The sequence below is a fragment of the Ruegeria aquimaris genome, assembly GCF_025751555.1.
In the GTDB taxonomy this organism is placed as follows: Bacteria; Pseudomonadota; Alphaproteobacteria; order Rhodobacterales; family Rhodobacteraceae; genus Ruegeria_B; species Ruegeria_B aquimaris.
Genome location: NZ_JAOWLB010000028.1, coordinates 1 through 21,712 on the forward strand (window position 1 = coordinate 1; position 21,712 = coordinate 21,712).

A 21,712-nucleotide genomic window follows, 5' to 3' on the forward strand; every position below is an offset into this window, starting at 1 on the left:
TTGCCAAGGCGCCGGTCACGACCGAGGTGGTCCGCTTTTACTCCGCCCAATGGCCGGAAATTGCGCCGCCGTTGACACCGATCGCCCTTGGCTATGAAATCCCCGCTCCGCGAGCGCGTTGCCAAGGCCCTTTAGACTATCGCTGCGCGCCCAGGCGTCTTGAAGAACAGCTTTGATCTCACGCGGGTCGAGCTTCTGGCGCTGTGCTTGCTGCCATTCTTCGCGAGAAAAACTCAGCGGGCTTTTTCCGCCAATTGTCTTCAGCCCGTCAGGCAGACGCCAGCCATGCTCTAGATAAAGCTCCTTCGACACTGCGGTGAGCTTGTTCTTGGAGAAAGGTAGATTGATCGCTTTGAGATTGTCGCCGTCGATCCGGGACCAGACGACATGGGCATGCCGTCGCCCGTTCTTTTCGTGCATGACAATCGCGCGGGGTTGACCAGTTAGACCGAGCTCTTTTTCGGCCTTATCTGCCGCTGCGATGAAGGCAGCCTCCCTCACCTCCGCTTCCTTGGGCGGATTGAGAGACAGCGCAAACATGAACTGTTTGCACTTGGTTGCCTTGGCGACAGCCTGAATCTCTTGTAGCGCGCCAGTCAGATCGCCAGAGACAAAGCCGCGCAGCTCCAGCGTCGTGACATGATCATTGTCACGCGTATTCAGGAGATGCCGCGAGAGATTGCCCGCGCCTGCCCGTTGAGCTCCTTTGAGGATCATTGCTTGTTCCCCGGCTTTGGGAACATCGAGGGCCGTCTGGCCGCTGTCCGGTTGAAGCTCTGGGTCGTACTTTCTTTCGGCTTATCCGTCTCAGGCTCATCCACCTGGATACCAAGGCCACGCATGAGCAGAACGCGCATGGCATGCACGTCATCACAGGCGCGATTGAGGGCGATCTTCGTTCCCTCATCGCAATAGAGCGAGCCGGAGTTTGCGGCCTTTGCGAGCTGGTTCAAGTTGTTCGACAAGCGGGATGCGCCAAGACAGGCGAGCAGCTCAGCCAAGAGCTTCTCGTCGGCGGCTGGTGCACGCCGTCTCTGCCGGTAAACCGGTGCATCATCTGCAAACAGCAAGGATTTGATGTACGCCGATAGCGGCATACTCCCTGCTTGATGTTCAAGTTTTGCCCGTTCCTCGAAGGACAGGCGCAGCGAAAATGGGGCTTCGCGTTTCCCGATTGGTGTTTTTGTCATGGTCTGCTCTCCAGCCCATGACTGACCAACGATCTGAATTCGTTGGAAAAGACTGACCCTAGAGGTCAGCCCTTAGCCGACCTCTTCAGAGCATCCGTCAAGTCAGGGGCATTAAAGAGCAGGCCCAGAAAGTTGATTTCACGCTGTGAGGCTTGGTTGTAGCGGTGCGCAAGGTTGTGACCAAAACGCCCTCCCGCAACCAAACCCCCAAAGAAATACACCAAAAAAACAATGGCTTAACGCCTCCGCTCAAAAAGCGATCCTCGCCTGAACCCGCCCGTATCAGCCTCTCCTTGTACCGCACAACTCGCGAAGAAATTGCAAGCGTTCGGTCCGACCGCTACCCGTTCCATCGCCAGGGCAGTGAACCGCGCCGGGTTTGCCCGTGGCTGATTTGTCTTGGGTACCTGTCACCGAGATCATAGGGACCTCAGAAGAAGTCCCAGGTGATTGGCGTCACGCCCGGGTTCAACGCGCTGGGTAAAGCCAGTTCCACGGCATCGACACCGGACAAAAGGCTAACGGTCGCGATCAGCCGCAGGTTGGGTTCGCCTTCGCCGCGATACAGGATATCAAGCGCCGACGAGGTGCGATTGCCATCGGCGTCATAGATCTCTCCATCACCGCCCGCCCGCGCAAAAAAGGAATTCCGTGCGTAGAGATCGCCATCGACAATCAAACGATCCCCCTCGACGGGGTTGAAATCGACGATCGTCAGTTGACCCATGGGGTTCAGCAGAAAGGTATCCGCTCCCGCGCCGCCCTCGGCCATGTTGAGGCCAAAGTCGCCATACAGGAAATCGTCGCCATCGCCGCCATAAAGGCTGTCGTTGCCATCGCCGCCGGCCATCGTGTCGTTTCCGGCACCGCCGTGCATCTCGTCCTGGTGGCTCCCGCCCCGCAACTCGTCATTGCCATCGCCGCCGTCGATCGTGTCGTTGCCGTAGGCACCCTGCACGGTGTCGTTGCCTTCGCCGCCTTCGATCCGGTCAAAGGAACCCCAGTAATCCCAGATCTCCCAGGACTCGGCCAGCAGGTCGTCACCTACACCGCCATAGATCGTGTCGCGGCCTGCACCGCCCTCAATCGTATCGTTACCGTCCTGACCGCTGATCTGGTCATCGCCGCCCCCGCCGGTGATCGTGTCGGCACCCGCGCCGCCCGCGATGGTGTCTTGCGACAGGCCGCCGTCGATCTCGTCATTGCCGTTGCCGCCATCCAGCATGTCGGCGCCATCATTGCCCTGGATCGTGTCATCGCCGCCCAGCCCGTTCAGCACATCGCCCCGCGCGGTGCCGATCATCAGGTCGGCTTCGGGGGTTCCGTCCTCGATCAGACCGGGTTCCAGCACGCCATCCACGATGCGATACTGCCAGACCCCGGCAATCCCGGTATTGCCCGGCGTGTCGTCCAGCTCATAGCCGGGGATGCCGGAATCCCAGTGCTCGAAGACAACCGAGGATCCCCATTCCGCCGTCAGGCCGGCACTATACCATGGATCCCCCGTCTCGCCCATGTCGGCATAACGAAAGATCACCTCGGCATCACCCTCGCCCCGGTCGAGCAGCTCCATCTGGAATGTAAGAGGGGGATCGTAGTTCTGATAGTACCGCCCGATAAGGTTCCAGGTCACCACGACCGAATCCCGTTCGGTATTCAGGTCCACGAAAACACCGCTGGCCGGGTCGGGCGGGGTCCGGCTATCCAGGTCGCGTTGGAATGGAGCGATGTTGAAGGGGTCCCTCGGCGACGACCAGCTATCAGGGCCATTGAAAGACACACCGCCATTGGTCGCGACCCAGAAACTGTTGAAGGTCTCGCCACCGAACAGGAACCCATCCTCGAAGATTTCGCCAAGGAATAGCTCCGCAGATACGTTGTCATCCCCGCGCGGGATCTGCGCATCACCAAAGGGCAGCAATGTATTGTCGGTTACGGGTGTATAGTCGGTCATTGGAACCTCGCTTCTAAAAAATGGTCGCCTCACCTTGGGTGATGCGTCGGTGGAAATATTCTTGGATTATGGAATATGAGCGCCGGGAAACCGAGTCGTATTTCCCCGGTCTCCCGCCCCCGCTTCACAACAGCCACAGCCATGCCGCCGCTGCATGGCGGCTAGACCAAAGCGTCCCTTGCTGATGCTGCAATGCAGCACTATCTGCCTCTCATCAATGAAACGACCAAAATTCAGGCAGTTGGGAGAGGCCCTGCTGCATTCGTAAGAGGTAAGAAAATGGCATACGCAACCGTTACCGCTGACCGCGCACCGTCGATCGCCGCCCGCATCCTGGCCGCCGTGAAATCCACGCGCGACGCATGGGCAAAGAACGCGTCCTACAAGCGCACGTTCAATGAACTCGATCGTTTGTCGAACCGCGAACTGGCCGATATCGGCATCCGTCGCTGCGACATCAACGATATTGCCCGGTTCCACGTCTACGGCCGCTGATACGGCCTACAGACCGGACGCTGCACCGCCCTCGGAAACCCGGGGGCGTTCTGCTTCTCGGGGTGCTTGCATGCGCGGCGCACAGCGTCTATACGCCCCCGGTGGCCCTCTGTGGCTGCAGAATCAACAATCAAGAAACGCCGTGGTTGGCCTGTCACGCTTCGTGGGTCACATCCGGCAAGGAGAAGCGACATGAAACTGCATGAACTGCGCGACAATCCGGGCGCTGCCAAGAAACGGATGCGCATCGGCCGCGGCCCGGGCTCGGGCAAGGGCAAGACCGGTGGCCGGGGTATCAAGGGTCAGAAATCCCGTTCGGGTGTGGCCATCAACGGCTACGAAGGCGGCCAGATGCCGCTCTATCAGCGCCTGCCCAAGCGCGGCTTCAACAAGCCCAACCAGAAGAAATTCGCCGTCGTCAACCTGGGTCTGATCCAGAAGTTCGTCGAAGCCGGCAAGATCGATGCATCGGCCGCCGTGACCGAGGACGCCCTCGTCGCTTCGGGCCTCGTGCGCCGCAAGCTGGACGGCATCCGGGTTCTCGCCAAGGGTGACTTCAGCGCCAAGCTGAACATCGAAGTCACCGGTGCATCGAAAGCGGCTGTCGAGGCCGTCGAGAAAGCGGGCGGCTCGCTGAAGGTCACAATCGCTGCTGCGGCAGAGTAACGGGTTGTGAGCGGGCAAAGACCCGCTTACATAGACACCCAAGTTTTCCCGAAACGCCGCCCGAGCCGGAAAACGGTTCCGGGCGGCGTTTTTATCCAGAGAGACCGAGAATGGTATCAGCAGCAGAACAAATGGCGGCCAACACAAGCTGGGCTGCCCTGGGCAAGGCCACCGATCTGCGCAACCGCATCCTGTTTACCCTGGGGCTTCTGATCGTCTATCGCCTCGGCACGTTTATCCCCGTGCCGGGAATCGACGGCGTGGCCCTGCGCGAGTTCATGGAGCAGGCGGGGCAGGGCATCGGCGGTATGGTGTCAATGTTCACCGGCGGCGCGCTGGGGCGGATGGGCATCTTTGCGCTCGGCATCATGCCTTACATCTCGGCCTCGATCATCGTTCAGCTGCTGACGGCCATGGTCCCCTCGCTTGAGCAACTCAAGAAAGAGGGCGAACAGGGCCGCAAGAAGATCAACCAGTACACCCGTTTCGGCACCGTGGCGCTGGCCACCGTGCAGGCCTATGGGCTGGCCGTCTCGCTGGAATCGGGCGATCTGGCCACCGAACCGGGCATGTACTTCCGCTTTGCCACCATGATCACGCTGGTGGGCGGCACCATGTTCCTGATGTGGCTGGGCGAACAGATCACCGCGCGCGGCATCGGCAACGGCGTCTCGCTGATCATCTTCGTCGGCATCATCGCCGAGGTCCCCGCCGCTCTGGCCCAGTTCTTTGCCTCCGGCCGCTCGGGCGCCATCAGCCCCGCCGTGATCATCGCCATCATCCTGATGGTGATCGCGGTCATCACCTTTGTCGTGTTCATGGAACGGGCCCTGCGCAAGATCCACATCCAGTATCCCCGCCGCCAGGTGGGCATGAAGGTCTATGACGGCGGCTCCAGCCACCTGCCGGTCAAGGTCAACCCCGCAGGCGTGATCCCGGCGATCTTCGCAAGCTCGCTCTTGCTGCTGCCGGTCACCATCTCAACCTTCAGTCAGGGCTCGGCCAATGGCCCGATCATGTCATGGCTCCTGGCGAACTTCGGCCCGGGTCAGCCGCTCTACCTGCTGTTCTTCGTGTCGATGATCGTGTTCTTCGCCTATTTCTACACGTTCAACGTCTCGTTCAAACCCGATGACGTCGCCACCAACCTCAAGAACCAGAACGGCTTTGTGCCCGGCATCCGCCCCGGCAAGAAGACCGCCGAATACCTGGAATACGTGGTCAACCGCATCCTGGTGCTCGGTTCGGCCTATCTGGCCGCCGTCTGCCTGCTGCCCGAGATCATGCGCGGCCAGTTCAACGTGCCGTTCTACTTCGGCGGCACCTCGGTGCTGATCATCGTTTCGGTGACCATGGACACGATCCAACAGGTCCAGAGCCACCTGCTCGCGCACCAGTACGAAGGTCTGATCGAAAAATCGCAGCTTCGCGGCAAGAATCGCAAGCGCACGAACAGGAAGGGACCCGCGCGTCGATGAACATCATTCTGTTGGGACCCCCGGGGGCGGGCAAAGGCACCCAGGCACGGCATCTGGTCGAAACCCGTGGCATGATCCAGCTGTCGACCGGCGACATGCTGCGCGAGGCGCGCACCTCGGGCACCGAAATGGGCCAGAAGGTCGCCGCCATCATGGATGCGGGCAAGCTGGTCACCGACGAGATCGTCATTGGCCTGATCGAGGAACAGCTGACCACCAAGAAAGGTGCCGGTTTCATCTTCGACGGGTTCCCCCGTACCCTGGCCCAGGCCGACGCGCTGGCCGCGCTGCTGGCCAAGCATGGTCAGTCGCTGCATACCGTGATCGAGATGCGCGTCGATGACGAGGCGCTGGTCAGCCGGATCACCGCCCGTTCGACCTGTGGCGGCTGTGGCGAGGTCTATAACGATATCACCAAGCCGATTCCGGCCGACGGCAAGTGCAGCAATTGTGGCAGCACCGAGTTCAAGCGCCGCGCCGACGACAACGAGGACAGCCTGCGCACCCGGCTAATGGAATACTACAAGAAGACCTCGCCGCTGATCGGCTATTACTATGCCAAGGGCGATTTGCGCCCGGTCAACGGACTGGCGGAAATCAAGGAAGTGACCGCCTCGATCGAGGCGATCCTCGGCTGATATTGGTTAGGGGCTTGACGGCCCCGCCAAAAGCCCATATCGACCCCCATCCCCTATGGGAATCAACCGCGCGGACGGGATTCGTTTCATTTGCGCAAGACCACCTCAAAATGCTGGACCCTCTGGCGCCGCTGCCACGGTCAAGCGTTGTGAAAAAAGGTTCTGGAGCTACGGAACCGCAACGAAAAGGAAAGTGACACGTGGCACGTATTGCCGGCGTAAACATCCCGACTGCCAAACGGGTACCCATCGCCCTCACCTATATCACCGGTATCGGCCCGGCATCCGCCAAGGCCATCTGCGAAGCGGTGAACATCGAACAATCCCGCCGTGTGAACCAGCTCAGCGATGCTGAAGTTCTGGCGATCCGCGAGTTTATCGACGCCAACTTCACCGTCGAAGGCGACCTGCGCCGCGAAGTCCAGATGAACATCAAACGGTTGATGGATCTCGGCTGCTATCGCGGTCTGCGTCACCGCCGCAACCTGCCGGTTCGCGGTCAGCGCACCCACACCAACGCCCGTACCCGCAAGGGCCCGGCCAAGCCGATCGCCGGCAAGAAGAAGTAAGGGGGGCTGATCAATGGCACGCGACAAGACCCGCATCACCAAGAAAAAAGAGCGTAAGAACATCGCAACGGGCGTGGCCCATGTGAACTCGACGTTCAACAACACCAAGATCCTGATCTCTGACGTGCAGGGCAACGCCATCTCGTGGTCGTCGGCTGGCACCATGGGCTTCAAGGGATCGCGGAAATCGACCCCCTACGCCGCTCAGCTGGCCGCAGAAGATGCCGGCAAGAAGGCGCAGGATCATGGCGTCAAGACGCTCGAAGTCGAAGTTCAGGGCCCCGGTTCGGGCCGTGAATCGGCTCTGCGCGCTCTGGCTGCCGTGGGCTTCAACATCACGTCGATCCGCGACGTGACCCCGATCGCCCACAACGGCTGCCGCCCGCCGAAGCGTCGCCGCGTCTAAGCGACTCAGAATTTACGCTGGGGCTGTGTTTCGCACACGGCCCCAGTCCGCCGTTTGAAACCTCGGGCGTTTGCACCTTCCTGGACATGGGGTGCGAACAGGAATGGAGGGATTACATGATCCACAAGAACTGGGCAGAACTGATCAAGCCGACCCAGCTTGAGGTCAAGCCGGGCAACGATCCGGCACGCCAGGCCACCGTCATTGCCGAACCGCTGGAGCGTGGTTTTGGTCTGACGCTGGGCAACGCGCTGCGCCGCATCCTGATGAGCTCGCTGCAAGGCGCGGCCATCAGCAGCGTGCAGATCGACAACGTCCTGCACGAGTTTTCGAGCGTGGCCGGTGTGCGCGAAGACGTCACCGACATCATCCTGAACCTCAAGCAGGTCTCGCTGCGCATGGACGTCGAAGGGCCCAAGCGCCTGTCGATCAATGCCAAAGGTCCGGCTGTTGTCACCGCCGGTGACATCAGCGAAAGCGCCGGTATCGAGGTTCTGAACCGCGACCACGTGATCTGTCACCTGGACGATGGCGCCGACCTGTTCATGGAGCTGACCGTGAACAACGGCAAGGGCTATGTCTCGGCCGACAAGAACCGCCCCGAAGACGCACCCATCGGCCTGATCCCGATCGACGCGATCTATTCGCCGGTGAAAAAGGTCGCCTATGACGTGCAGCCCACCCGCGAGGGCCAGGTGCTGGACTATGACAAGCTGACCATGAAGATCGAAACCGATGGCTCGATCACCCCGGACGATGCCGTGGCCTATGCCGCGCGGATCCTCCAGGACCAGCTGTCGATCTTCGTCAACTTCGACGAGCCGGAATCGGCGAGCCGCCAGGACGACGACGACGGTCTGGAATTCAACCCGCTGCTGCTCAAGAAGGTGGACGAGCTGGAACTGTCGGTGCGTTCGGCCAACTGCCTCAAGAACGACAACATCGTCTATATCGGCGACCTGATCCAGAAGACCGAAGCAGAGATGCTGCGCACTCCGAACTTCGGCCGCAAGTCGCTCAACGAGATCAAGGAAGTGCTCTCGGGCATGGGTCTGCACCTCGGCATGGATGTCGAGGACTGGCCGCCCGACAACATCGAGGATCTCGCCAAGAAATTCGAAGACGCGTTCTAAACCGTCTTCGGGCGTGGCGGCGGGCTGAAATCGCCGCCACGGGTTTTGTACAAAACGGTCAATCCGGGTTCCGGGACCAGTACAAAACGGTCAAAACGATGGGCAATTCCGCCCCAAGGAGAGCGGCCCACACGCAGGGTCGCCGGACAAAGCAAAACACGAAAGAAGGATTGAAATCATGCGTCACGCACGTGGCTACCGCCGCCTGAACCGCACCCACGAACACCGCAAGGCCCTGTTTTCCAACATGGCCGGCTCGCTGATCGAGCACGAACAGATCAAGACCACCCTGCCCAAGGCCAAGGAACTGCGACCGATCGTCGAAAAGCTGATCACGCTGGGCAAGCGCGGTGACCTGCACGCCCGCCGTCAGGCCGCGGCCCAGCTGAAGGAAGACAAGGACGTCGCCAAACTTTTCGACGTACTTGCAGCTCGTTACAAGGACCGTCAGGGCGGCTATGTCCGTATCCTGAAGGCCGGCTTCCGCTATGGCGACATGGCGCCGATGGCGATCATCGAGCTGGTCGATCGCGATGTCGACGCCAAGGGTGCCGCCGACAAGGCCCGCGCCGCAGCAGAAGAGCTGGCCGCCGACGAATAAGCATTCCGGGACCTGTCCCGATGCAACCCCGTCCGATCTTTCGGACGGGGTTTTTCTTTGTTTTGCAAGGCATTGGATGTTGCCTCGCGGCCTCTCCGCCGGTTAGGGTCCGATCATGCCGAAACCCATCACCGCTGGATACTCGGGCAAACCGCTCTGGCAAAAACTGGGGTTCAAGCCCGGTTGGACCGTGTGCCCCGTCAATCCGCCCGCCCATTACAAGGACCTGATGACCGGGGCCGATGGCGTACTGTTCGACCCCGCGGCCACTGCTGCAAATGCCGCTCACCTGTTTCTCCACTGCCCCGAGGCAATCGCGACCGCAGCGGCGCAACAGATATCCCGACTCAGCCCCGGGGGCATGCTCTGGCTGTCCTGGGCCAAGAAATCCTCGCCCCTGCACACGGGCGTGACCGAAGACCTGCTACGCGCCGAAGTTCTGCCGCTGGGCTGGGTCGATGTGAAGGTCTGCGCCGTTGACGCGGATTGGTCGGGTCTGAAATTCCTGCGCCGGAGGAACTGACCGCGCGACTTGCATTTGCCGGGGCAACCCCGCATATCCGTTTGGCAGACGAAATCGGAGTTCCCATGATCCGCGCAACCCTGATCGCCCTGTCTATCCTGCTTTCCTTGCCCGCGAACGCTGAAACCCGCGTGCCCAATTCGCAGGCGGAAATCGGTCTCGGCTTTGCCCCGGTGGTGAAAAAGGCAGCGCCCGCCGTGGTCAATATCTATGCCAAGATCATCTCGGCCGGACGCGGCAGCACAATGTTCAACGATCCGTTTTTTCAGGATTTCTTTCGCGGTTTCGGAACGCCGCAACCCCGGGTGCAGAACTCGCTCGGTTCAGGTGTGATCCTGTCGGATGACGGCTTTGTCGTATCTAACTACCATGTGGTCGGCATGGCATCCGAGATCCGCGTGGTCACCACCGACCGCCGTGAGTTCACGGCTCGGGTCGTCTTGGGCGATGAGGAAAGCGATATCGCAATACTGCGGCTGGACGACGCGCGCGACTTGCCGAACCTGCCGCTGCGCGACAGCGATCATGTCGAGGTGGGAGAACTGGTGCTTGCCATCGGCAACCCGTTTGGCGTGGGCCAGACGGTGAGCAGCGGCATCGTCTCGGGCCTTGCCCGATCGGGAACTGCCACCGGCAATGCGCGGGGCTATTTCATCCAGACCGATGCGCCGATCAATCCCGGAAATTCGGGCGGCGCCCTGATCGACGTGAACGGCGACCTGATCGGCATCAACACCTCGATCCTCAGCCGGTCGGGCGGGTCGAACGGGATCGGCTTTGCCATCCCCGCCAATCTGGTGGCCGAGTTCCTGCGCCAGGCGCGCCAAGGCAATACCAGTTTCGCCCGCCCCTGGGCCGGTATGGCAGGCCAGCCGATGACCGCAGACATCGCCGAGTCGCTGGGCCTTTCGATCCCCGAGGGCGTGGTCATTTCCGACCTGCATCCGCAAAGTCCGCTGGCTGTGGCAGGCTTCTCAGTTGGCGACGTGATCACCGAGGTGGACGGGCAGCTGGTCAACTCGCCCTCTGAGATGAAGTTCCGCATGTCCGTCGCGGGTATCGGCGGTACGGCCAGGATGACGCGATTGCGCCAGGGCGAGCGGAGCGAGCTTCCGGTCGCCCTGACAGAGGCGCCCGACGATCCGCCGGCACAGGAAACCACAATGGGTGAGCGCACCGTCCTGCCGGGCCTGACCGTGGCCCGGTTGAACCCGGCGGTGATCGCGCGGCTTGGTCTGCCACTGTCGGCAAGCGGTGTCGTGGTTCTGGACCCCGGCCCCTATGGCGCGCGGGCGGGCGTACAGCCGGGTGATGTTCTGGGGGCGATCAACGGCGAAGAGATCGAGAGCACCGCCGATGTAGAGCGGGCGTTGACCGAGACCGGGCGTTGGGTGCGGATGGACTTGCAGCGGCGCGGCCAATGGGTGTCGCTGCGGTTCCGGCTCTGACCCATGGCGGACCTGTTCGATACCGGGGCCGCACGGCCGGAAAGAGAGCCGCCGCGCCCGCTGGCGGACAGGTTGAGGCCGCAGAGCCTGGCCGAGGTGATCGGGCAACAGCAGGTGCTGGGGCCCGAGGCACCTTTGGGCGTGATGCTGGCCTCGGGATCGCTGTCCAGCCTGGTGTTCTGGGGGCCGCCGGGGGTGGGCAAGACCACCATCGCGCGGCTGCTGGCGCAGGAGACCGACCTGCATTTTGTGCAGATCAGCGCCATTTTTACCGGGGTGCCGGACCTGAAGAAAGTGTTCGAAGCGGCACGCATCCGGCGTGGCAACGGGCAGGGAACCTTGCTGTTTGTCGACGAAATTCATCGGTTCAATAAGGCGCAGCAGGACGGGTTCCTGCCGCATATGGAGGACGGCACTATCCTGCTGGTGGGCGCCACGACCGAGAACCCGTCGTTCGAGTTGAACGCCGCGCTCTTGAGCCGGGCGCAGGTGCTGGTGCTGGAGCGGCTGAGCGCCCAGGATCTGGAGCATCTGACCGCACGGGCCGAGCGCGAGTTGGGCCGCGAATTGCCACTGACGCCCGAGGCGCGGCTGGCGCTTCAGGAAATGGCCGATGGCGACGGGCGCGCGCTGCTCAATCTGATCGAACAGGTGGCGGCGTGGAAGGTCGCGGCTCCGCTTGAGCGCGAGGCGCTGGCAGCACGGCTGATGCGCCGGGCCACCAAATACGACAAGAGCGGGGACGAGCATTACAACCTGATCTCGGCCCTGCACAAATCGGTGCGCGGCTCGGACCCGGACGCGGCCCTTTATTGGCTGGCGCGGATGCTGACCGGGGGCGAGGACCCGCGTTTCCTGGCGCGCCGGATCACCCGCATGGCGGTCGAGGATATCGGGCTGGCCGACCCGCAGGCACAGTCGGTCTGCCTGCATGCCTGGGAGGTCTACGAGCGGTTGGGCAGCCCCGAGGGCGAGTTGGCACTGGCGCAGGCGATTGTCTATCTGGCATTGGCCCCGAAATCGAACGGGGCTTATGTGGGTTACAAGGCGGCGATGCGGCTGGCCAAGCAATCGGGTTCGGCACCGCCGCCCAAGCACATCCTGAACGCGCCCACCGGGTTGATGAAGGATCAGGGCTATGGCGCGGGCTATGCCTATGACCATGATGCCGAGGACGGATTCTCCGGTCAGAACTACTTTCCCGACGGGATGGAGCGGCCGACGCTCTATCAGCCGGTCGAGCGGGGGTTCGAACGGGAGCTGAAGAAGCGGCTCGACTATTTCGCCCGACTGCGGGAGCAGCGGAACTGATAGGCGGGCAGCCTGCGGGCGCCCCACCCGCGCCCGCAGGCTGCCCTTGGTCCCTTGACTCTCGATGGTGTGCGGGCGACAGACGGCGATGTTTTCTTTCGATCAAGATATGCGCGTTGTCCGGTGTACCGGCCGGGATGCGCGGAGGATGCCTGCATGAGCGGCGTACAGATCATCACCGTAGAAGCGGGCGAAGGCGACCAGCGGTTGGACCGCTGGCTGCGCCGCCGGTTTCCGCATGTCGGGCAGGGCCGCATCGAGAAGATGTGCCGCAAGGGCGAGTTGCGGGTCGATGGCGCGCGGGCAAAACCGGCAACCCGTCTGGAAGAGGGGCAGCAGGTGCGAGTGCCGCCGCTGCCTGCCGAGGGGGAAAAGCCGCCGGTGCACAAGCCGCGAGTCTCGGAGGCGGATGCGCGGATGATCCAGGCCTGCGTCATTCACCGCGACGACCATGTGATCGTGCTGAACAAGCCCGCCGGTCTGGCGGTGCAGGGCGGCAGCGGCCAGAGCCGACATGTCGACGGGTTGAGCGAGGCGTTGCGCTTTGGCAATGACGAGAACCCGCGTCTGGTGCACAGGTTGGACAAGGACACCTCGGGTGTGCTGGTGCTGGCCCGCACGCGCGAGGCCGCGACCCGGCTGACCGCTGCGTTTCGCCACCGCAACACGCGCAAGATCTACTGGGCGCTGGTCGCAGGTGTGCCGACACCCTATCTGGGCGAGATCAAGACCGGTCTTGTCAAGGCGCCCGGCCACGGCGCGCGTGGAGAGGGCGAGAAGATGAATGTCGTACACCTAAACGATGTCGAGAGCACGCCGGGGGCGAAACGGGCGCATACATATTATGCCACGCTGTACCGCGTCGCCGGGCGCGCGTCCTGGGTGGCGATGGAGCCGGTTACCGGTCGTACCCACCAGTTGCGGGCGCATATGGCCGGGATCGGACATCCGATCATCGGTGACGGCAAATACGGTGGATCGGGGCAGGAGAACCTGGGCGATGGCTGGGGCGCACAACTTGGCGGCATCATCAGCAAGAAACTGCATCTGCATGCCCGCAGCCTGTCGTTCGAACATCCGGGCACGCGCAAGGTTGTCACCTATACCGCGCCGCTGCCGGAGCATATGCAACAAAGCTGGGAAACCTTCGGCTGGACCGAGGACCTAGCCGCGGACGATCCCTTTGCGGAGTTGATGTGAGCGACAAACTGCGTCTGATCCTGTTCGACGTGGATGGTACACTGGTCGATAGCCAGGCTGCCATCGTCAGTTCGATGACGTCCGCCTTTGACGCGCTGGGCCTGCCGGCGCCCGCGCGCCCGGCGATTCTGTCGATCGTCGGGCTTTCGCTGCCTCAGGCGATGGCGTGTCTGGCGCCGGAACTGGAGTCCGGCACTCAAAACAGGTTGGTTGAAGCTTACAAGCATTCCTATCACCAGACCCGGTTGGCACAGGGGGCCGCGCACTCGCCGCTGTTTCCCGGTGCGCGCGAGGTACTGGATGCCCTGCACGCGGTGCCGCATTTCCTGCTGGGCGTGGCGACCGGTAAATCCAAACGCGGCCTTGACGGGTTGATCGAGGCGCATGGTTTGGAGAAGTACTTTGTCACCCGGCAGGTGGCGGACCATCACCCGTCAAAACCGCACCCGTCGATGATCGACACAGCGCGGGCGGAAACAGGCGTGCGCGCCTGCGATACGGTGATGATCGGCGATACGAGTTTCGATATGGATATGGCCGCGGCGGCAGGTGTTCCGGGCATCGGGGTCAGCTGGGGGTACCACCCGCCGCAATCGCTAACGCGCGCGCAACATGTCATCGCGGCATTTGACGAGCTGCCGAACCTGTTGAACGAAGTCTGGACATGAACCGATGAGCGACTGGAAACCGAAACGATTCTGGAAACAGGCGACCGTGGAAGAGCACGATGGAGGTTTTGCCGTCGAGCTCGACGGGCGTCCGGTGAAAACCCCAGCCAAGACCCTGCTGTCCCTGCCTACGCGTCCTATGGCAGAAGCGGTCGCCGCCGAGTGGGATGCGCAGGAGAAAGAGGTCGACCCGCGCACGATGCCATTTACCCGGTCGGCCAATGCCGCGATCGACAAGGTTCGCGTTCAACATGCCGAGGTTGCCGACCTGTTGGCGGCCTATGGCGATTCGGATTTGCTGTGCTATCGCGCCGTCCACCCCGCCGAATTGGTCACCCGACAATCACAAATCTGGGATCCGGCGCTGGATTGGGCCTGTGATACATTCGGCGTCCGGCTGATTACGGTGAATGGCTTGATGCATCAGCCGCAGCCGGACTCCGTACAAGCTCAACTGTCGGTACGGGTGCATGATCTGTCCGATTTTCAGCTTGCCGCGTTTCACGATCTTGTCAGTTTGAGCGGCTCGCTTGTCCTGGGTTTCGCGGCGGCATTGGATTGGCGCGATCCGGATGAAATCTGGCGTATTTCGCGTCTCGACGAGCTTTGGCAAGAGGAACAATGGGGTCCCGACGAAGAAGCGCAGGCTCTTGCCGAGATCAAGCGGCAGGCGTTTTTACACGCAAAGCGGTTCTTTGACCTCTCATCCTGAGACCAATCTCGTCAATCTGATGGCAATGGCATTGATCGGGCAGTCAAAACCTGCACCAAAGCCTTGACCTTTGTTCACGATTGCGCCCAAACTTGCTGCCATTGAAGGGGCGACCCCCTTTCATATCCGCGCCGCCGCCGGGGAGCGGCGGTCGAACCGCCCCGCAAAAGGGGGGGAAAATCAGGAAGAGGTAAAAATGAAGAAATCCGTACTTTTGGGCGCTCTCACTGTCGCCGGACTGGCCGCAGGTGCTGCGGCAGCGGGCACAATTGATGACGTCAAGGCTCGCGGCAAGCTGAACTGTGGTGTGACCACCGGTCTGGTCGGCTTTGCGGCACCGGATTCGAATGGGGAGTGGAAAGGTTTTGACGTGGCTCTGTGCCGTGCCGTTGCTGCGGCGGTTCTGGGCGATGGCAACGCGGTCGAATTCGTTCCGACCACGGGCAAGACCCGTTTCACCGCCCTGGCATCCGGCGAAGTCGACATGCTGGCGCGTAACACCACCTGGACCTTCAGCCGCGACGTGGACCTGAAGTTCGAATTCGTGGGCGTGAACTACTATGACGGTCAGGGCTTCATGGTTCCGAAGGCGCTGGGCGTCAGCTCGGCCAAGGAACTGGATGGCGCAACCGTCTGCATCCAGACCGGCACCACCACCGAGCTGAACCTCGCGGACTTCTTCCGCGCCAACAACATCAGCTACGAGCCGGTTCCGATCGAAACCAACGCCGAAGCGCAGCAGCAGTATCTGGCTGGCGCATGTGACGTGTACACCACCGACGCGTCGGGCCTGGCCGCAACCCGCGCCACGTTCGAAGCTCCGGGCGACCATGTCCTGCTGCCCGAAATCATCTCGAAAGAGCCGCTGGGCCCGCTGGTCCGTCACGGCGACAACGAGTGGGCGGACGTTGTCCGCTGGACCCTCAACGCGCTGATCTCGGCCGAAGAGTATGGTATCACGTCGGCAAACATCGACGAGATGTCGGCCGGTACCAACAACCCGGAAATCAACCGCATCCTGGGCACCGAAGGCACCCTGGGCGAGATGCTGGGCCTGGATAACCAGTGGGCCATGCGCGCCATCAAGGTTGGCGGCAACTTCGGCGAAGTGTTCGCTCAGAATATCGGTGAAAGCACCCCGATCGGTCTGGCACGTGGCCTGAACGCCCAGTGGACCGAAGGTGGCCTGCTGTATTCGCCGCCGTTCCGGTAAGAAAACCCGCAGGAGGGCGTGGGGAAACCCGCGCCCTTTTTGCATCCATAACTAAGTACCTGGCCGATAAGAGTGGGGCAAACCCCGCCGGAGAGAGATTGGCCAGGATGTCACGGGGATTAAAATAGGTCATGACGACTCTCACTGACCCGCCAAAGGAGCAGTTCCGGCTGTCCATGCTCCTCTACGATACGCGGTATCGGTCGGCCACAATCCAAGTCATCGCGATGATAGGTTTCATGTTGCTGGCCGCCTGGCTGATCAGCAACACGGCCCAAAACCTTGCGGCGCTGGGCAAACCAATCGATTTCGGGTTTTTCTCGGAACCGGCAAGCTATGATATCAACCAGAGATTGCTGGACTACAGCTCTCGGGATACACATCTGAGGGCCGCACTGATCGGCCTGCTCAACACGCTTGTTGTTGCGGTGCTGGGGTGTATCACGGCGACCGTTCTGGGTGTCATAATCGGTGTTCTGCGCCTGTCCAACAACTGGATCGTCGCCCGCCTGATGACCATCTACGTCGAAGGGTTCCGTAACGTTCCGGTGCTGCTGTGGATCGTGTTCATCATGGCGATCCTCATCGAAACCCTGCCGGCGCCCAGTGCGTTCCGGGGTGACAACGCGACCGCCAGCATGGTCCTTGGCGACAGCGTGGCCGTGACCAACCGTGGTGTTTATGTTCCTGAACCGCTGTTTTCGAACAGCCTTGGAAACATTCATCTGTTCGGCGAAAGCAGTTTGCGCTTTGACATCAGCCTCGATCTAATGGCCGTCCTCGTGGTTCTTGGGGCTGGCATCTGGGTGTCGAATTTCATTCGCAAGCGCGCCGACCGTATTCAGGAACAGACTGGCGACCGGCCTGTAACCTGGTGGCAGCGCGTCGCCGTCATCGTTCTGCCGACCGGTCTTCTGCTGGTGCTTCTCGGGTTTCACCTGGGCTATCCCGAGTTGAAAGGCTTCAACTTCTCCGGTGGTACCCATCTGCGGAATTCGCTGATCGCACTTTGGTTGGCGCTGTCACTTTATACCGCGGCGTTCATCGCGGAAATCGTGCGCGCGGGTATCATGGCCATCTCCAAGGGCCAGACCGAGGCCGCATCCGCATTGGGATTGCGCTCGAACAAGATCATGTCGCTGGTGATCCTGCCGCAGGCGCTGCGGGTGATCATTCCGCCGCTGATCTCGAACTATCTCAACCTCACCAAGAACTCGTCGCTGGCGATCGCCGTGGGTTACATGGATATCACCGGCACGTTGGGTGGTATCACCATGAACCAGACCGGACGCGAGCTGGAAACGATCCTGCTCTTGATGCTGGTGTACCTGACCATCTCGCTGTCCATTTCGGCGGTGATGAACTGGTACAATGAATCCGTCAAACTGAAGGAGCGTTGAGATGTCTGACATCGGATTTGTCCGCACCGAAATGCTCCCCGAGCGCGAACCGCCGGCCTCGACCGTCGGCGCGCTGGGTTGGGCACGCGCCAACCTGTTCTCGAACTGGTTCAACAGCATTCTGACGCTGGCCTCGCTCTATGCGATTTACGCGATCCTCGCGGCGATTTTGCCTTGGGTATTCTCGCCTACCTGGAATGGAGCTTCGCTGAACAACTGCCGCGAGATCCTGACCGCCGCCGGTTCGGTGGGTGATCACGGTACCTCGGGCGCCTGTTGGGGCGTTATTCGCGAGCGCTGGATTCAGCTACTGTTCGGGTTCTATCCCTCCGAGCTGTACTGGCGACCGGTCCTGGCCTTCATCCTGCTGGGCGTAGCCCTAGCCCCGGTTCTGTTCTCCGACAACGTCCCGTCGAAAATGCTGATCTTCTCGGCACTCTACCCGTTCATCTTCCCCTGGCTTCTGTGGGGCGGTACCATCTGGGGCCCGATCGCGGCGCTGGCGGGTTTTGTCCTGGGGTGGGTCGTCTATTCGGCGGTCAGCAAGACGATGAGCAGCCTGATGGGCATCGTCTTGGGTGCCGTTGCTGCGTTGGTATGGTGGCTCTTGCTGTCCAGTTACTTCACTGGCGCGCTCAATTCGATCCTGCCGATCGGTATCGAGGTGGTGGAGAGCCGCAAGTTCGGTGGCTTCATGCTGTCGATCACCATCGGCGTCGTTGCCATCGCCTGTTCGTTGCCCTTGGGCATCGTGCTGGCGCTGGGGCGCCAGTCGGACCTGATGATCGTCAAATACATCTGCGTGGGCTTTATCGAGTTCATTCGGGGTGTGCCGCTGATCACGCTGTTGTTCGTGGCTTCGACGCTGTTGAACATCTTCATGCCGCCAGGCACGAATTTCGACATCATCCTGCGGGTGCTGATCATGGTGACGCTGTTCGCCGCGGCCTATATGGCCGAGGTGATCCGCGGAGGCCTCGCCGCGCTGCCGCGTGGCCAGTACGAGGGGGCGGATTCGCTGGGCCTCAACTACTGGCAAGCGCAGCGTCTGGTTATCATGCCACAAGCGCTCAAGATCTCGATCCCCGGCATCGTGTCGACCTTCATCGGGGTGTTCAAGGACACCACGCTGGTGTCGATCATCGGGCTTCTCGATCCGCTGGGCCTGTCGAACGCCATTCGTGCGGACGCCAACTGGAACGGCGTTGTCTGGGAACTCTACGGCTTCATCGCCCTGTTGTTCTTCATCTTCTGCTTCGGCATGTCCCGCTATTCCATGTATCTGGAGCGCAAGCTCCACACTGGCCATCGTTAAGGAGGGCCCAATGTCTGAACTCGCAATCGATCGTGAAATCGACCGTTCAAAAATGCAGGTGAGCGACGAGATCGCCATCGAAATCACCAACATGAACAAGTGGTACGGGGCCTTCCACGTACTGCGCGACATCAACCTGACCGTCAATCAGGGGGAGCGGATCGTCATCGCCGGGCCTTCGGGCTCGGGCAAGTCGACCCTGATCCGCTGTCTGAACGCCCTGGAGGAACACCAGCAGGGCAAGATCGTGGTGGACGGGACCGAACTGTCGAACGACCTTAAGAACATCGACAAGATTCGGTCCGAAGTCGGGATGGTGTTTCAGCACTTCAACCTGTTCCCGCATCTGACCATTCTGGAAAACTGCACGCTGGCCCCGATCTGGGTGCGCAAGACGCCCCGGAAAGAGGCCGAGGAAACGGCGATGCATTTCCTGGAAAAGGTGAAGATCCCCGAGCAGGCCAACAAGTATCCCGGTCAGCTTTCGGGCGGTCAGCAGCAGCGTGTAGCGATCGCGCGGTCGCTGTGCATGCGGCCCCGCATCATGCTGTTTGACGAACCCACCTCGGCGCTGGACCCCGAGATGATCAAGGAAGTGCTCGACACCATGATCGAACTGGCCGAGGAAGGCATGACCATGCTCTGCGTGACGCACGAGATGGGCTTTGCCCGTCAGGTCGCCAACCGCGTCATCTTTATGGATGCGGGCCAGATCGTGGAACAGAACGAGCCGGAAGAGTTCTTCAACAACCCGCAAAGCGAACGGACAAAGCTGTTCCTGAGCCAGATCCTGGGTCACTGAACAGGGTTTGAAAAGACACGGAAAGGGCGGGGTTTTCCCCGCCCTTTCTTATTCGATCAGTTCGCGTGGAACCACAAAGGACAGAACTTCGCCGCTGTGCCATCGGATATCCCGCCACGCGTCAACCGGGAACTCGATCACGGTAGTGGCACCAGTCGGATAATCGAAGAATCGCGCATGCGCGGGGGCTTCCTCGACGATATTGCCCGCGAACTCGGCGATACCCGGGTTGTGCCCCAGCAGCAGAACAATGCGCCCGGTGGCGCTTTTCAAGGTATCCAGAATCTTGGCCGGACCAGCATGATAGAGCGCATCGGTGTATGTTGGTTCGGGCGCTTCGAACCCCATGCAGGCCCAGGTTTCCCGCGTGCGCAGGGCCGACGAGGAAAGCACCTGATCCGGACTCAGCGCTTTCGTGCGCAACCATTCACCAAGCGCCACGGCAGATCTTCGGCCGCGTTTGTTGAGCGGCCGCTCATGATCGGACAGCGTTTCGCTGTCCCACGAAGATTTGGCATGCCGGGTGAGGATCAGAGTAAGGGTCATCTGCGAAAAAACGCCTTCATATGCAACGCGGACTGGGCAGGGTCCCGTTGCGCGCCCGCGCTGAGCGGGCAGGCGAGTCGGGCGGCACAGCCTGACCCCATACAAGCAGACCCAGCGGCGGTGTCCAGATATCCGCGGCAGGCATCGACATCATAGGCGCGATCCGCTGCAAGTGCACCAACCGGGCAGGCCCCGGTACAGGGCGCAGCGCAGCTGTCGCAGGGCGAGGGGGCCTCGGCCACAGGCAGGTCGATCCGGTCGGGTAGCAAGAGCGCGCCGCGAAGCGAGATCATCAGACCGACCTGGTCATGCACCATCATCCCGACCGGGCTGGTATGAAACCGGCCCGAGGCCAGCGCCCAGGCGATGAAGGGCGGATAGGGCGGCCCGTCCGAGGGATAGGCGGTGCTTGCCCCCAGATTGGCGGCCATGGCGCCGATCACCCGTTTCGACCAGCGGTCGACCGGGTCACGCTGGCCGTCTGCATATTCCGGCGCCGCGCTGAAGACCGACCAGAAACCGGGGCCGGTACCCAACAAGACGACGGTGCCTGCCTGATCGGCCGGATTGAGCGATCCCATGACAATCAGGGCCGAGGCGGCGGCCTCTGCCGAAATCCGCGCCAGCGTCATCGGCGGCGAAACGGCAACAGCAGGCTCCAGCCCAGCCGCGCGGGTCGGTCGTCCTGCCATGCCAGCCCGATGGTCATTTTGTCATGTCCCTTGGCGGGTTGTGCAACATAGGTTCCCATCATCCGGTCCCAGATCGACAAGGCAAAGCCGTAATTGCTGTCATGCTCCTCGCGCAGCACCGAATGGTGTACACGATGCATGTCGGGGGTCACCAGAACCTTGCGCAACGCGGCGTCGAGCGCAAGCGACAAGCGGAGATTTGAGTGATTGAAGAGCGCGGTGCCGTTCAACAGGATCTCGAACAGGACCACCGCCAAGGCAGACGGCCCGAGCAGATAGACAAGACCGATCTTGAGCAGCATCGACAGCGCGATTTCAACCGGGTGAAACCGGATCGCGGTGGTGACGTCGATATCGGTATCTGCGTGATGCACTCGGTGCAGCCGCCACAGCACCGGCACCTTGTGTGTAATCAGATGCTGCGCCCAGATCGTGAAGTCGAGAACCAGCACAACAAGCACGACTTCGACCGAGGCTGGCCAATCCAGGTGGTTGAACAGACCCCAGCCATGTGCCGACGCATCAAGTGCCGCGCCGACCGCGAGCAAAGGCAAACCAACGGCCATGGTCCGCAGTGTTATGGTGTTCAGCAGCGAGATGGAGACATTCGTCAGCCATCGGCGAGATCGACGCGGATGTGGTTGGCGGCGTGGAGCGAGCCGTTCGAAGACCGCGAACAGCACAAACAGGCCGATAAAAACGGCCAAACGGATCAGGCTCTCGTTTTCCACCTATTCACATTCACGCATGTG

General features: G+C 61.4%; 24 protein-coding genes. 18 read left to right on the forward strand and 6 right to left on the reverse strand.

Annotation, left to right across the window (positions count from 1 at the left end):
- Positions 1 to 15: 15 nt before the first annotated feature.
- From OE747_RS22515 to OE747_RS22525, 3 genes are all read right to left on the reverse strand, one after another.
- Positions 16 to 717 carry a relaxase/mobilization nuclease domain-containing protein gene (locus OE747_RS22515; RefSeq protein WP_263830707.1) on the reverse strand — a complete coding sequence of 234 codons (702 nt, stop codon included), beginning with the start codon at positions 715 to 717 and terminating at the stop codon, positions 16 to 18.
- Positions 714 to 1,190, reverse strand: a complete 477-nt coding sequence (locus tag OE747_RS22520) for a MobC family plasmid mobilization relaxosome protein (protein WP_263830708.1) — start codon at positions 1,188 to 1,190, stop codon at positions 714 to 716. The genes OE747_RS22515 and OE747_RS22520 overlap by 4 nt, the downstream gene beginning before the upstream one ends.
- Positions 1,191 to 1,620: 430 nt before the next feature.
- Complete coding sequence (locus tag OE747_RS22525; RefSeq protein ID WP_263830709.1) at positions 1,621 to 3,144, reverse strand: calcium-binding protein; 1,524 nt, start codon at positions 3,142 to 3,144, stop codon at positions 1,621 to 1,623.
- Between the two features lie 279 nt (positions 3,145 to 3,423).
- Here OE747_RS22525 and OE747_RS22530 point away from each other — a divergent pair, with 279 nt between their 5' ends.
- From OE747_RS22530 to OE747_RS22615, 18 genes are all read left to right on the forward strand, one after another.
- Positions 3,424 to 3,639 (forward strand): DUF1127 domain-containing protein, encoded by a 216-nt coding sequence (locus OE747_RS22530; RefSeq protein WP_263830710.1) that lies wholly within the window; start codon positions 3,424 to 3,426, stop codon positions 3,637 to 3,639.
- A gap of 192 nt (positions 3,640 to 3,831) precedes the next feature.
- A complete protein-coding gene (gene rplO, locus OE747_RS22535; RefSeq protein ID WP_263830711.1) occupies positions 3,832 to 4,305 on the forward strand; it encodes a 50S ribosomal protein L15 in 474 nt (157 codons plus the stop codon).
- Positions 4,306 to 4,415: 110 nt separating this feature from the next.
- Entirely contained in the window at positions 4,416 to 5,783 is a 1,368-nt protein-coding gene (secY, locus tag OE747_RS22540; RefSeq protein ID WP_263830712.1) for a preprotein translocase subunit SecY, read from the forward strand.
- On the forward strand, positions 5,780 to 6,421 hold the full coding sequence (locus OE747_RS22545; protein ID WP_263830713.1) for an adenylate kinase: 642 nt from the start codon (positions 5,780 to 5,782) through the stop codon (positions 6,419 to 6,421). Before secY ends, OE747_RS22545 begins: the two co-directional genes overlap by 4 nt.
- A gap of 200 nt (positions 6,422 to 6,621) precedes the next feature.
- On the forward strand, positions 6,622 to 6,990 hold the full coding sequence (rpsM, locus tag OE747_RS22550) for a 30S ribosomal protein S13 (RefSeq protein ID WP_263830714.1): 369 nt from the start codon (positions 6,622 to 6,624) through the stop codon (positions 6,988 to 6,990).
- 13 nt (positions 6,991 to 7,003) lie between these two features.
- Positions 7,004 to 7,396 (forward strand): 30S ribosomal protein S11, encoded by a 393-nt coding sequence (rpsK, locus tag OE747_RS22555; RefSeq protein WP_263830715.1) that lies wholly within the window; start codon positions 7,004 to 7,006, stop codon positions 7,394 to 7,396.
- Between the two features lie 116 nt (positions 7,397 to 7,512).
- Positions 7,513 to 8,529 (forward strand): DNA-directed RNA polymerase subunit alpha, encoded by a 1,017-nt coding sequence (locus tag OE747_RS22560; protein WP_263830716.1) that lies wholly within the window; start codon positions 7,513 to 7,515, stop codon positions 8,527 to 8,529.
- A 178-nt stretch (positions 8,530 to 8,707) separates the two neighbouring features.
- The gene (rplQ, locus tag OE747_RS22565; protein ID WP_263830717.1) at positions 8,708 to 9,130 is read left to right on the forward strand and encodes a 50S ribosomal protein L17; all 423 of its coding nucleotides are present in this window, start codon (positions 8,708 to 8,710) and stop codon (positions 9,128 to 9,130) included.
- A gap of 115 nt (positions 9,131 to 9,245) precedes the next feature.
- Entirely contained in the window at positions 9,246 to 9,653 is a 408-nt protein-coding gene (locus tag OE747_RS22570) for a hypothetical protein (protein ID WP_263830718.1), read from the forward strand.
- A gap of 65 nt (positions 9,654 to 9,718) precedes the next feature.
- The gene (locus OE747_RS22575) at positions 9,719 to 11,101 is read left to right on the forward strand and encodes a trypsin-like peptidase domain-containing protein (protein WP_263830719.1); all 1,383 of its coding nucleotides are present in this window, start codon (positions 9,719 to 9,721) and stop codon (positions 11,099 to 11,101) included.
- A gap of 3 nt (positions 11,102 to 11,104) precedes the next feature.
- The gene (locus tag OE747_RS22580) at positions 11,105 to 12,412 is read left to right on the forward strand and encodes a replication-associated recombination protein A (protein WP_263830720.1); all 1,308 of its coding nucleotides are present in this window, start codon (positions 11,105 to 11,107) and stop codon (positions 12,410 to 12,412) included.
- A 156-nt stretch (positions 12,413 to 12,568) separates the two neighbouring features.
- Complete coding sequence (locus OE747_RS22585; RefSeq protein ID WP_263830721.1) at positions 12,569 to 13,612, forward strand: RluA family pseudouridine synthase; 1,044 nt, start codon at positions 12,569 to 12,571, stop codon at positions 13,610 to 13,612.
- Positions 13,609 to 14,280 (forward strand): HAD-IA family hydrolase, encoded by a 672-nt coding sequence (locus tag OE747_RS22590; protein WP_263830722.1) that lies wholly within the window; start codon positions 13,609 to 13,611, stop codon positions 14,278 to 14,280. The genes OE747_RS22585 and OE747_RS22590 overlap by 4 nt, the downstream gene beginning before the upstream one ends.
- A gap of 4 nt (positions 14,281 to 14,284) precedes the next feature.
- Entirely contained in the window at positions 14,285 to 14,992 is a 708-nt protein-coding gene (locus tag OE747_RS22595) for an ATP12 family chaperone protein (RefSeq protein WP_263830723.1), read from the forward strand.
- A gap of 196 nt (positions 14,993 to 15,188) precedes the next feature.
- The gene (locus OE747_RS22600; protein WP_263830724.1) at positions 15,189 to 16,205 is read left to right on the forward strand and encodes an amino acid ABC transporter substrate-binding protein; all 1,017 of its coding nucleotides are present in this window, start codon (positions 15,189 to 15,191) and stop codon (positions 16,203 to 16,205) included.
- A gap of 131 nt (positions 16,206 to 16,336) precedes the next feature.
- Entirely contained in the window at positions 16,337 to 17,605 is a 1,269-nt protein-coding gene (locus tag OE747_RS22605; protein WP_263830725.1) for an amino acid ABC transporter permease, read from the forward strand.
- Position 17,606: 1 nt separating this feature from the next.
- The gene (locus tag OE747_RS22610; RefSeq protein ID WP_263830726.1) at positions 17,607 to 18,920 is read left to right on the forward strand and encodes an amino acid ABC transporter permease; all 1,314 of its coding nucleotides are present in this window, start codon (positions 17,607 to 17,609) and stop codon (positions 18,918 to 18,920) included.
- Between the two features lie 10 nt (positions 18,921 to 18,930).
- Positions 18,931 to 19,722, forward strand: a complete 792-nt coding sequence (locus OE747_RS22615; RefSeq protein ID WP_318527331.1) for an amino acid ABC transporter ATP-binding protein — start codon at positions 18,931 to 18,933, stop codon at positions 19,720 to 19,722.
- A 48-nt stretch (positions 19,723 to 19,770) separates the two neighbouring features.
- Here the strand turns inward: OE747_RS22615 and OE747_RS22620 are convergent, their stop codons facing one another.
- Genes OE747_RS22620 through OE747_RS22630 form a run of 3 tightly spaced genes read right to left on the reverse strand, consistent with a single transcriptional unit; the run spans position 19,771 to position 21,526 of the window.
- A complete protein-coding gene (locus tag OE747_RS22620) occupies positions 19,771 to 20,268 on the reverse strand; it encodes a SixA phosphatase family protein (protein WP_263830727.1) in 498 nt (165 codons plus the stop codon).
- Positions 20,265 to 20,960 carry a ferredoxin gene (locus OE747_RS22625; protein WP_318527332.1) on the reverse strand — a complete coding sequence of 232 codons (696 nt, stop codon included), beginning with the start codon at positions 20,958 to 20,960 and terminating at the stop codon, positions 20,265 to 20,267. The genes OE747_RS22620 and OE747_RS22625 overlap by 4 nt, the downstream gene beginning before the upstream one ends.
- Positions 20,897 to 21,526 carry a sterol desaturase family protein gene (locus tag OE747_RS22630; protein WP_263830728.1) on the reverse strand — a complete coding sequence of 210 codons (630 nt, stop codon included), beginning with the start codon at positions 21,524 to 21,526 and terminating at the stop codon, positions 20,897 to 20,899. The genes OE747_RS22625 and OE747_RS22630 overlap by 64 nt, the downstream gene beginning before the upstream one ends.
- Positions 21,527 to 21,712: the final 186 nt, after the last annotated feature.

Coding starts and splice junctions, on each gene's coding strand:
- OE747_RS22515 (WP_263830707.1), bottom strand. CDS start 717: ATGATCCTCAAAGGAGCTCAACGGGCAGGCGCGGGCAATCTCTCGCGG.
- OE747_RS22520 (WP_263830708.1), bottom strand. CDS start 1,190: ATGACAAAAACACCAATCGGGAAACGCGAAGCCCCATTTTCGCTGCGC.
- OE747_RS22525 (WP_263830709.1), bottom strand. CDS start 3,144: ATGACCGACTATACACCCGTAACCGACAATACATTGCTGCCCTTTGGT.
- OE747_RS22530 (WP_263830710.1), top strand. CDS start 3,424: ATGGCATACGCAACCGTTACCGCTGACCGCGCACCGTCGATCGCCGCC.
- rplO (WP_263830711.1), top strand. CDS start 3,832: ATGAAACTGCATGAACTGCGCGACAATCCGGGCGCTGCCAAGAAACGG.
- secY (WP_263830712.1), top strand. CDS start 4,416: ATGGTATCAGCAGCAGAACAAATGGCGGCCAACACAAGCTGGGCTGCC.
- OE747_RS22545 (WP_263830713.1), top strand. CDS start 5,780: ATGAACATCATTCTGTTGGGACCCCCGGGGGCGGGCAAAGGCACCCAG.
- rpsK (WP_263830715.1), top strand. CDS start 7,004: ATGGCACGCGACAAGACCCGCATCACCAAGAAAAAAGAGCGTAAGAAC.
- OE747_RS22560 (WP_263830716.1), top strand. CDS start 7,513: ATGATCCACAAGAACTGGGCAGAACTGATCAAGCCGACCCAGCTTGAG.
- rplQ (WP_263830717.1), top strand. CDS start 8,708: ATGCGTCACGCACGTGGCTACCGCCGCCTGAACCGCACCCACGAACAC.
- OE747_RS22570 (WP_263830718.1), top strand. CDS start 9,246: ATGCCGAAACCCATCACCGCTGGATACTCGGGCAAACCGCTCTGGCAA.
- OE747_RS22575 (WP_263830719.1), top strand. CDS start 9,719: ATGATCCGCGCAACCCTGATCGCCCTGTCTATCCTGCTTTCCTTGCCC.
- OE747_RS22580 (WP_263830720.1), top strand. CDS start 11,105: ATGGCGGACCTGTTCGATACCGGGGCCGCACGGCCGGAAAGAGAGCCG.
- OE747_RS22585 (WP_263830721.1), top strand. CDS start 12,569: ATGAGCGGCGTACAGATCATCACCGTAGAAGCGGGCGAAGGCGACCAG.
- OE747_RS22595 (WP_263830723.1), top strand. CDS start 14,285: ATGAGCGACTGGAAACCGAAACGATTCTGGAAACAGGCGACCGTGGAA.
- OE747_RS22600 (WP_263830724.1), top strand. CDS start 15,189: ATGAAGAAATCCGTACTTTTGGGCGCTCTCACTGTCGCCGGACTGGCC.
- OE747_RS22605 (WP_263830725.1), top strand. CDS start 16,337: ATGACGACTCTCACTGACCCGCCAAAGGAGCAGTTCCGGCTGTCCATG.
- OE747_RS22610 (WP_263830726.1), top strand. CDS start 17,607: ATGTCTGACATCGGATTTGTCCGCACCGAAATGCTCCCCGAGCGCGAA.
- OE747_RS22615 (WP_318527331.1), top strand. CDS start 18,931: ATGTCTGAACTCGCAATCGATCGTGAAATCGACCGTTCAAAAATGCAG.
- OE747_RS22620 (WP_263830727.1), bottom strand. CDS start 20,268: ATGACCCTTACTCTGATCCTCACCCGGCATGCCAAATCTTCGTGGGAC.
- OE747_RS22625 (WP_318527332.1), bottom strand. CDS start 20,960: ATGGCAGGACGACCGACCCGCGCGGCTGGGCTGGAGCCTGCTGTTGCC.
- OE747_RS22630 (WP_263830728.1), bottom strand. CDS start 21,526: ATGGCCGTTGGTTTGCCTTTGCTCGCGGTCGGCGCGGCACTTGATGCG.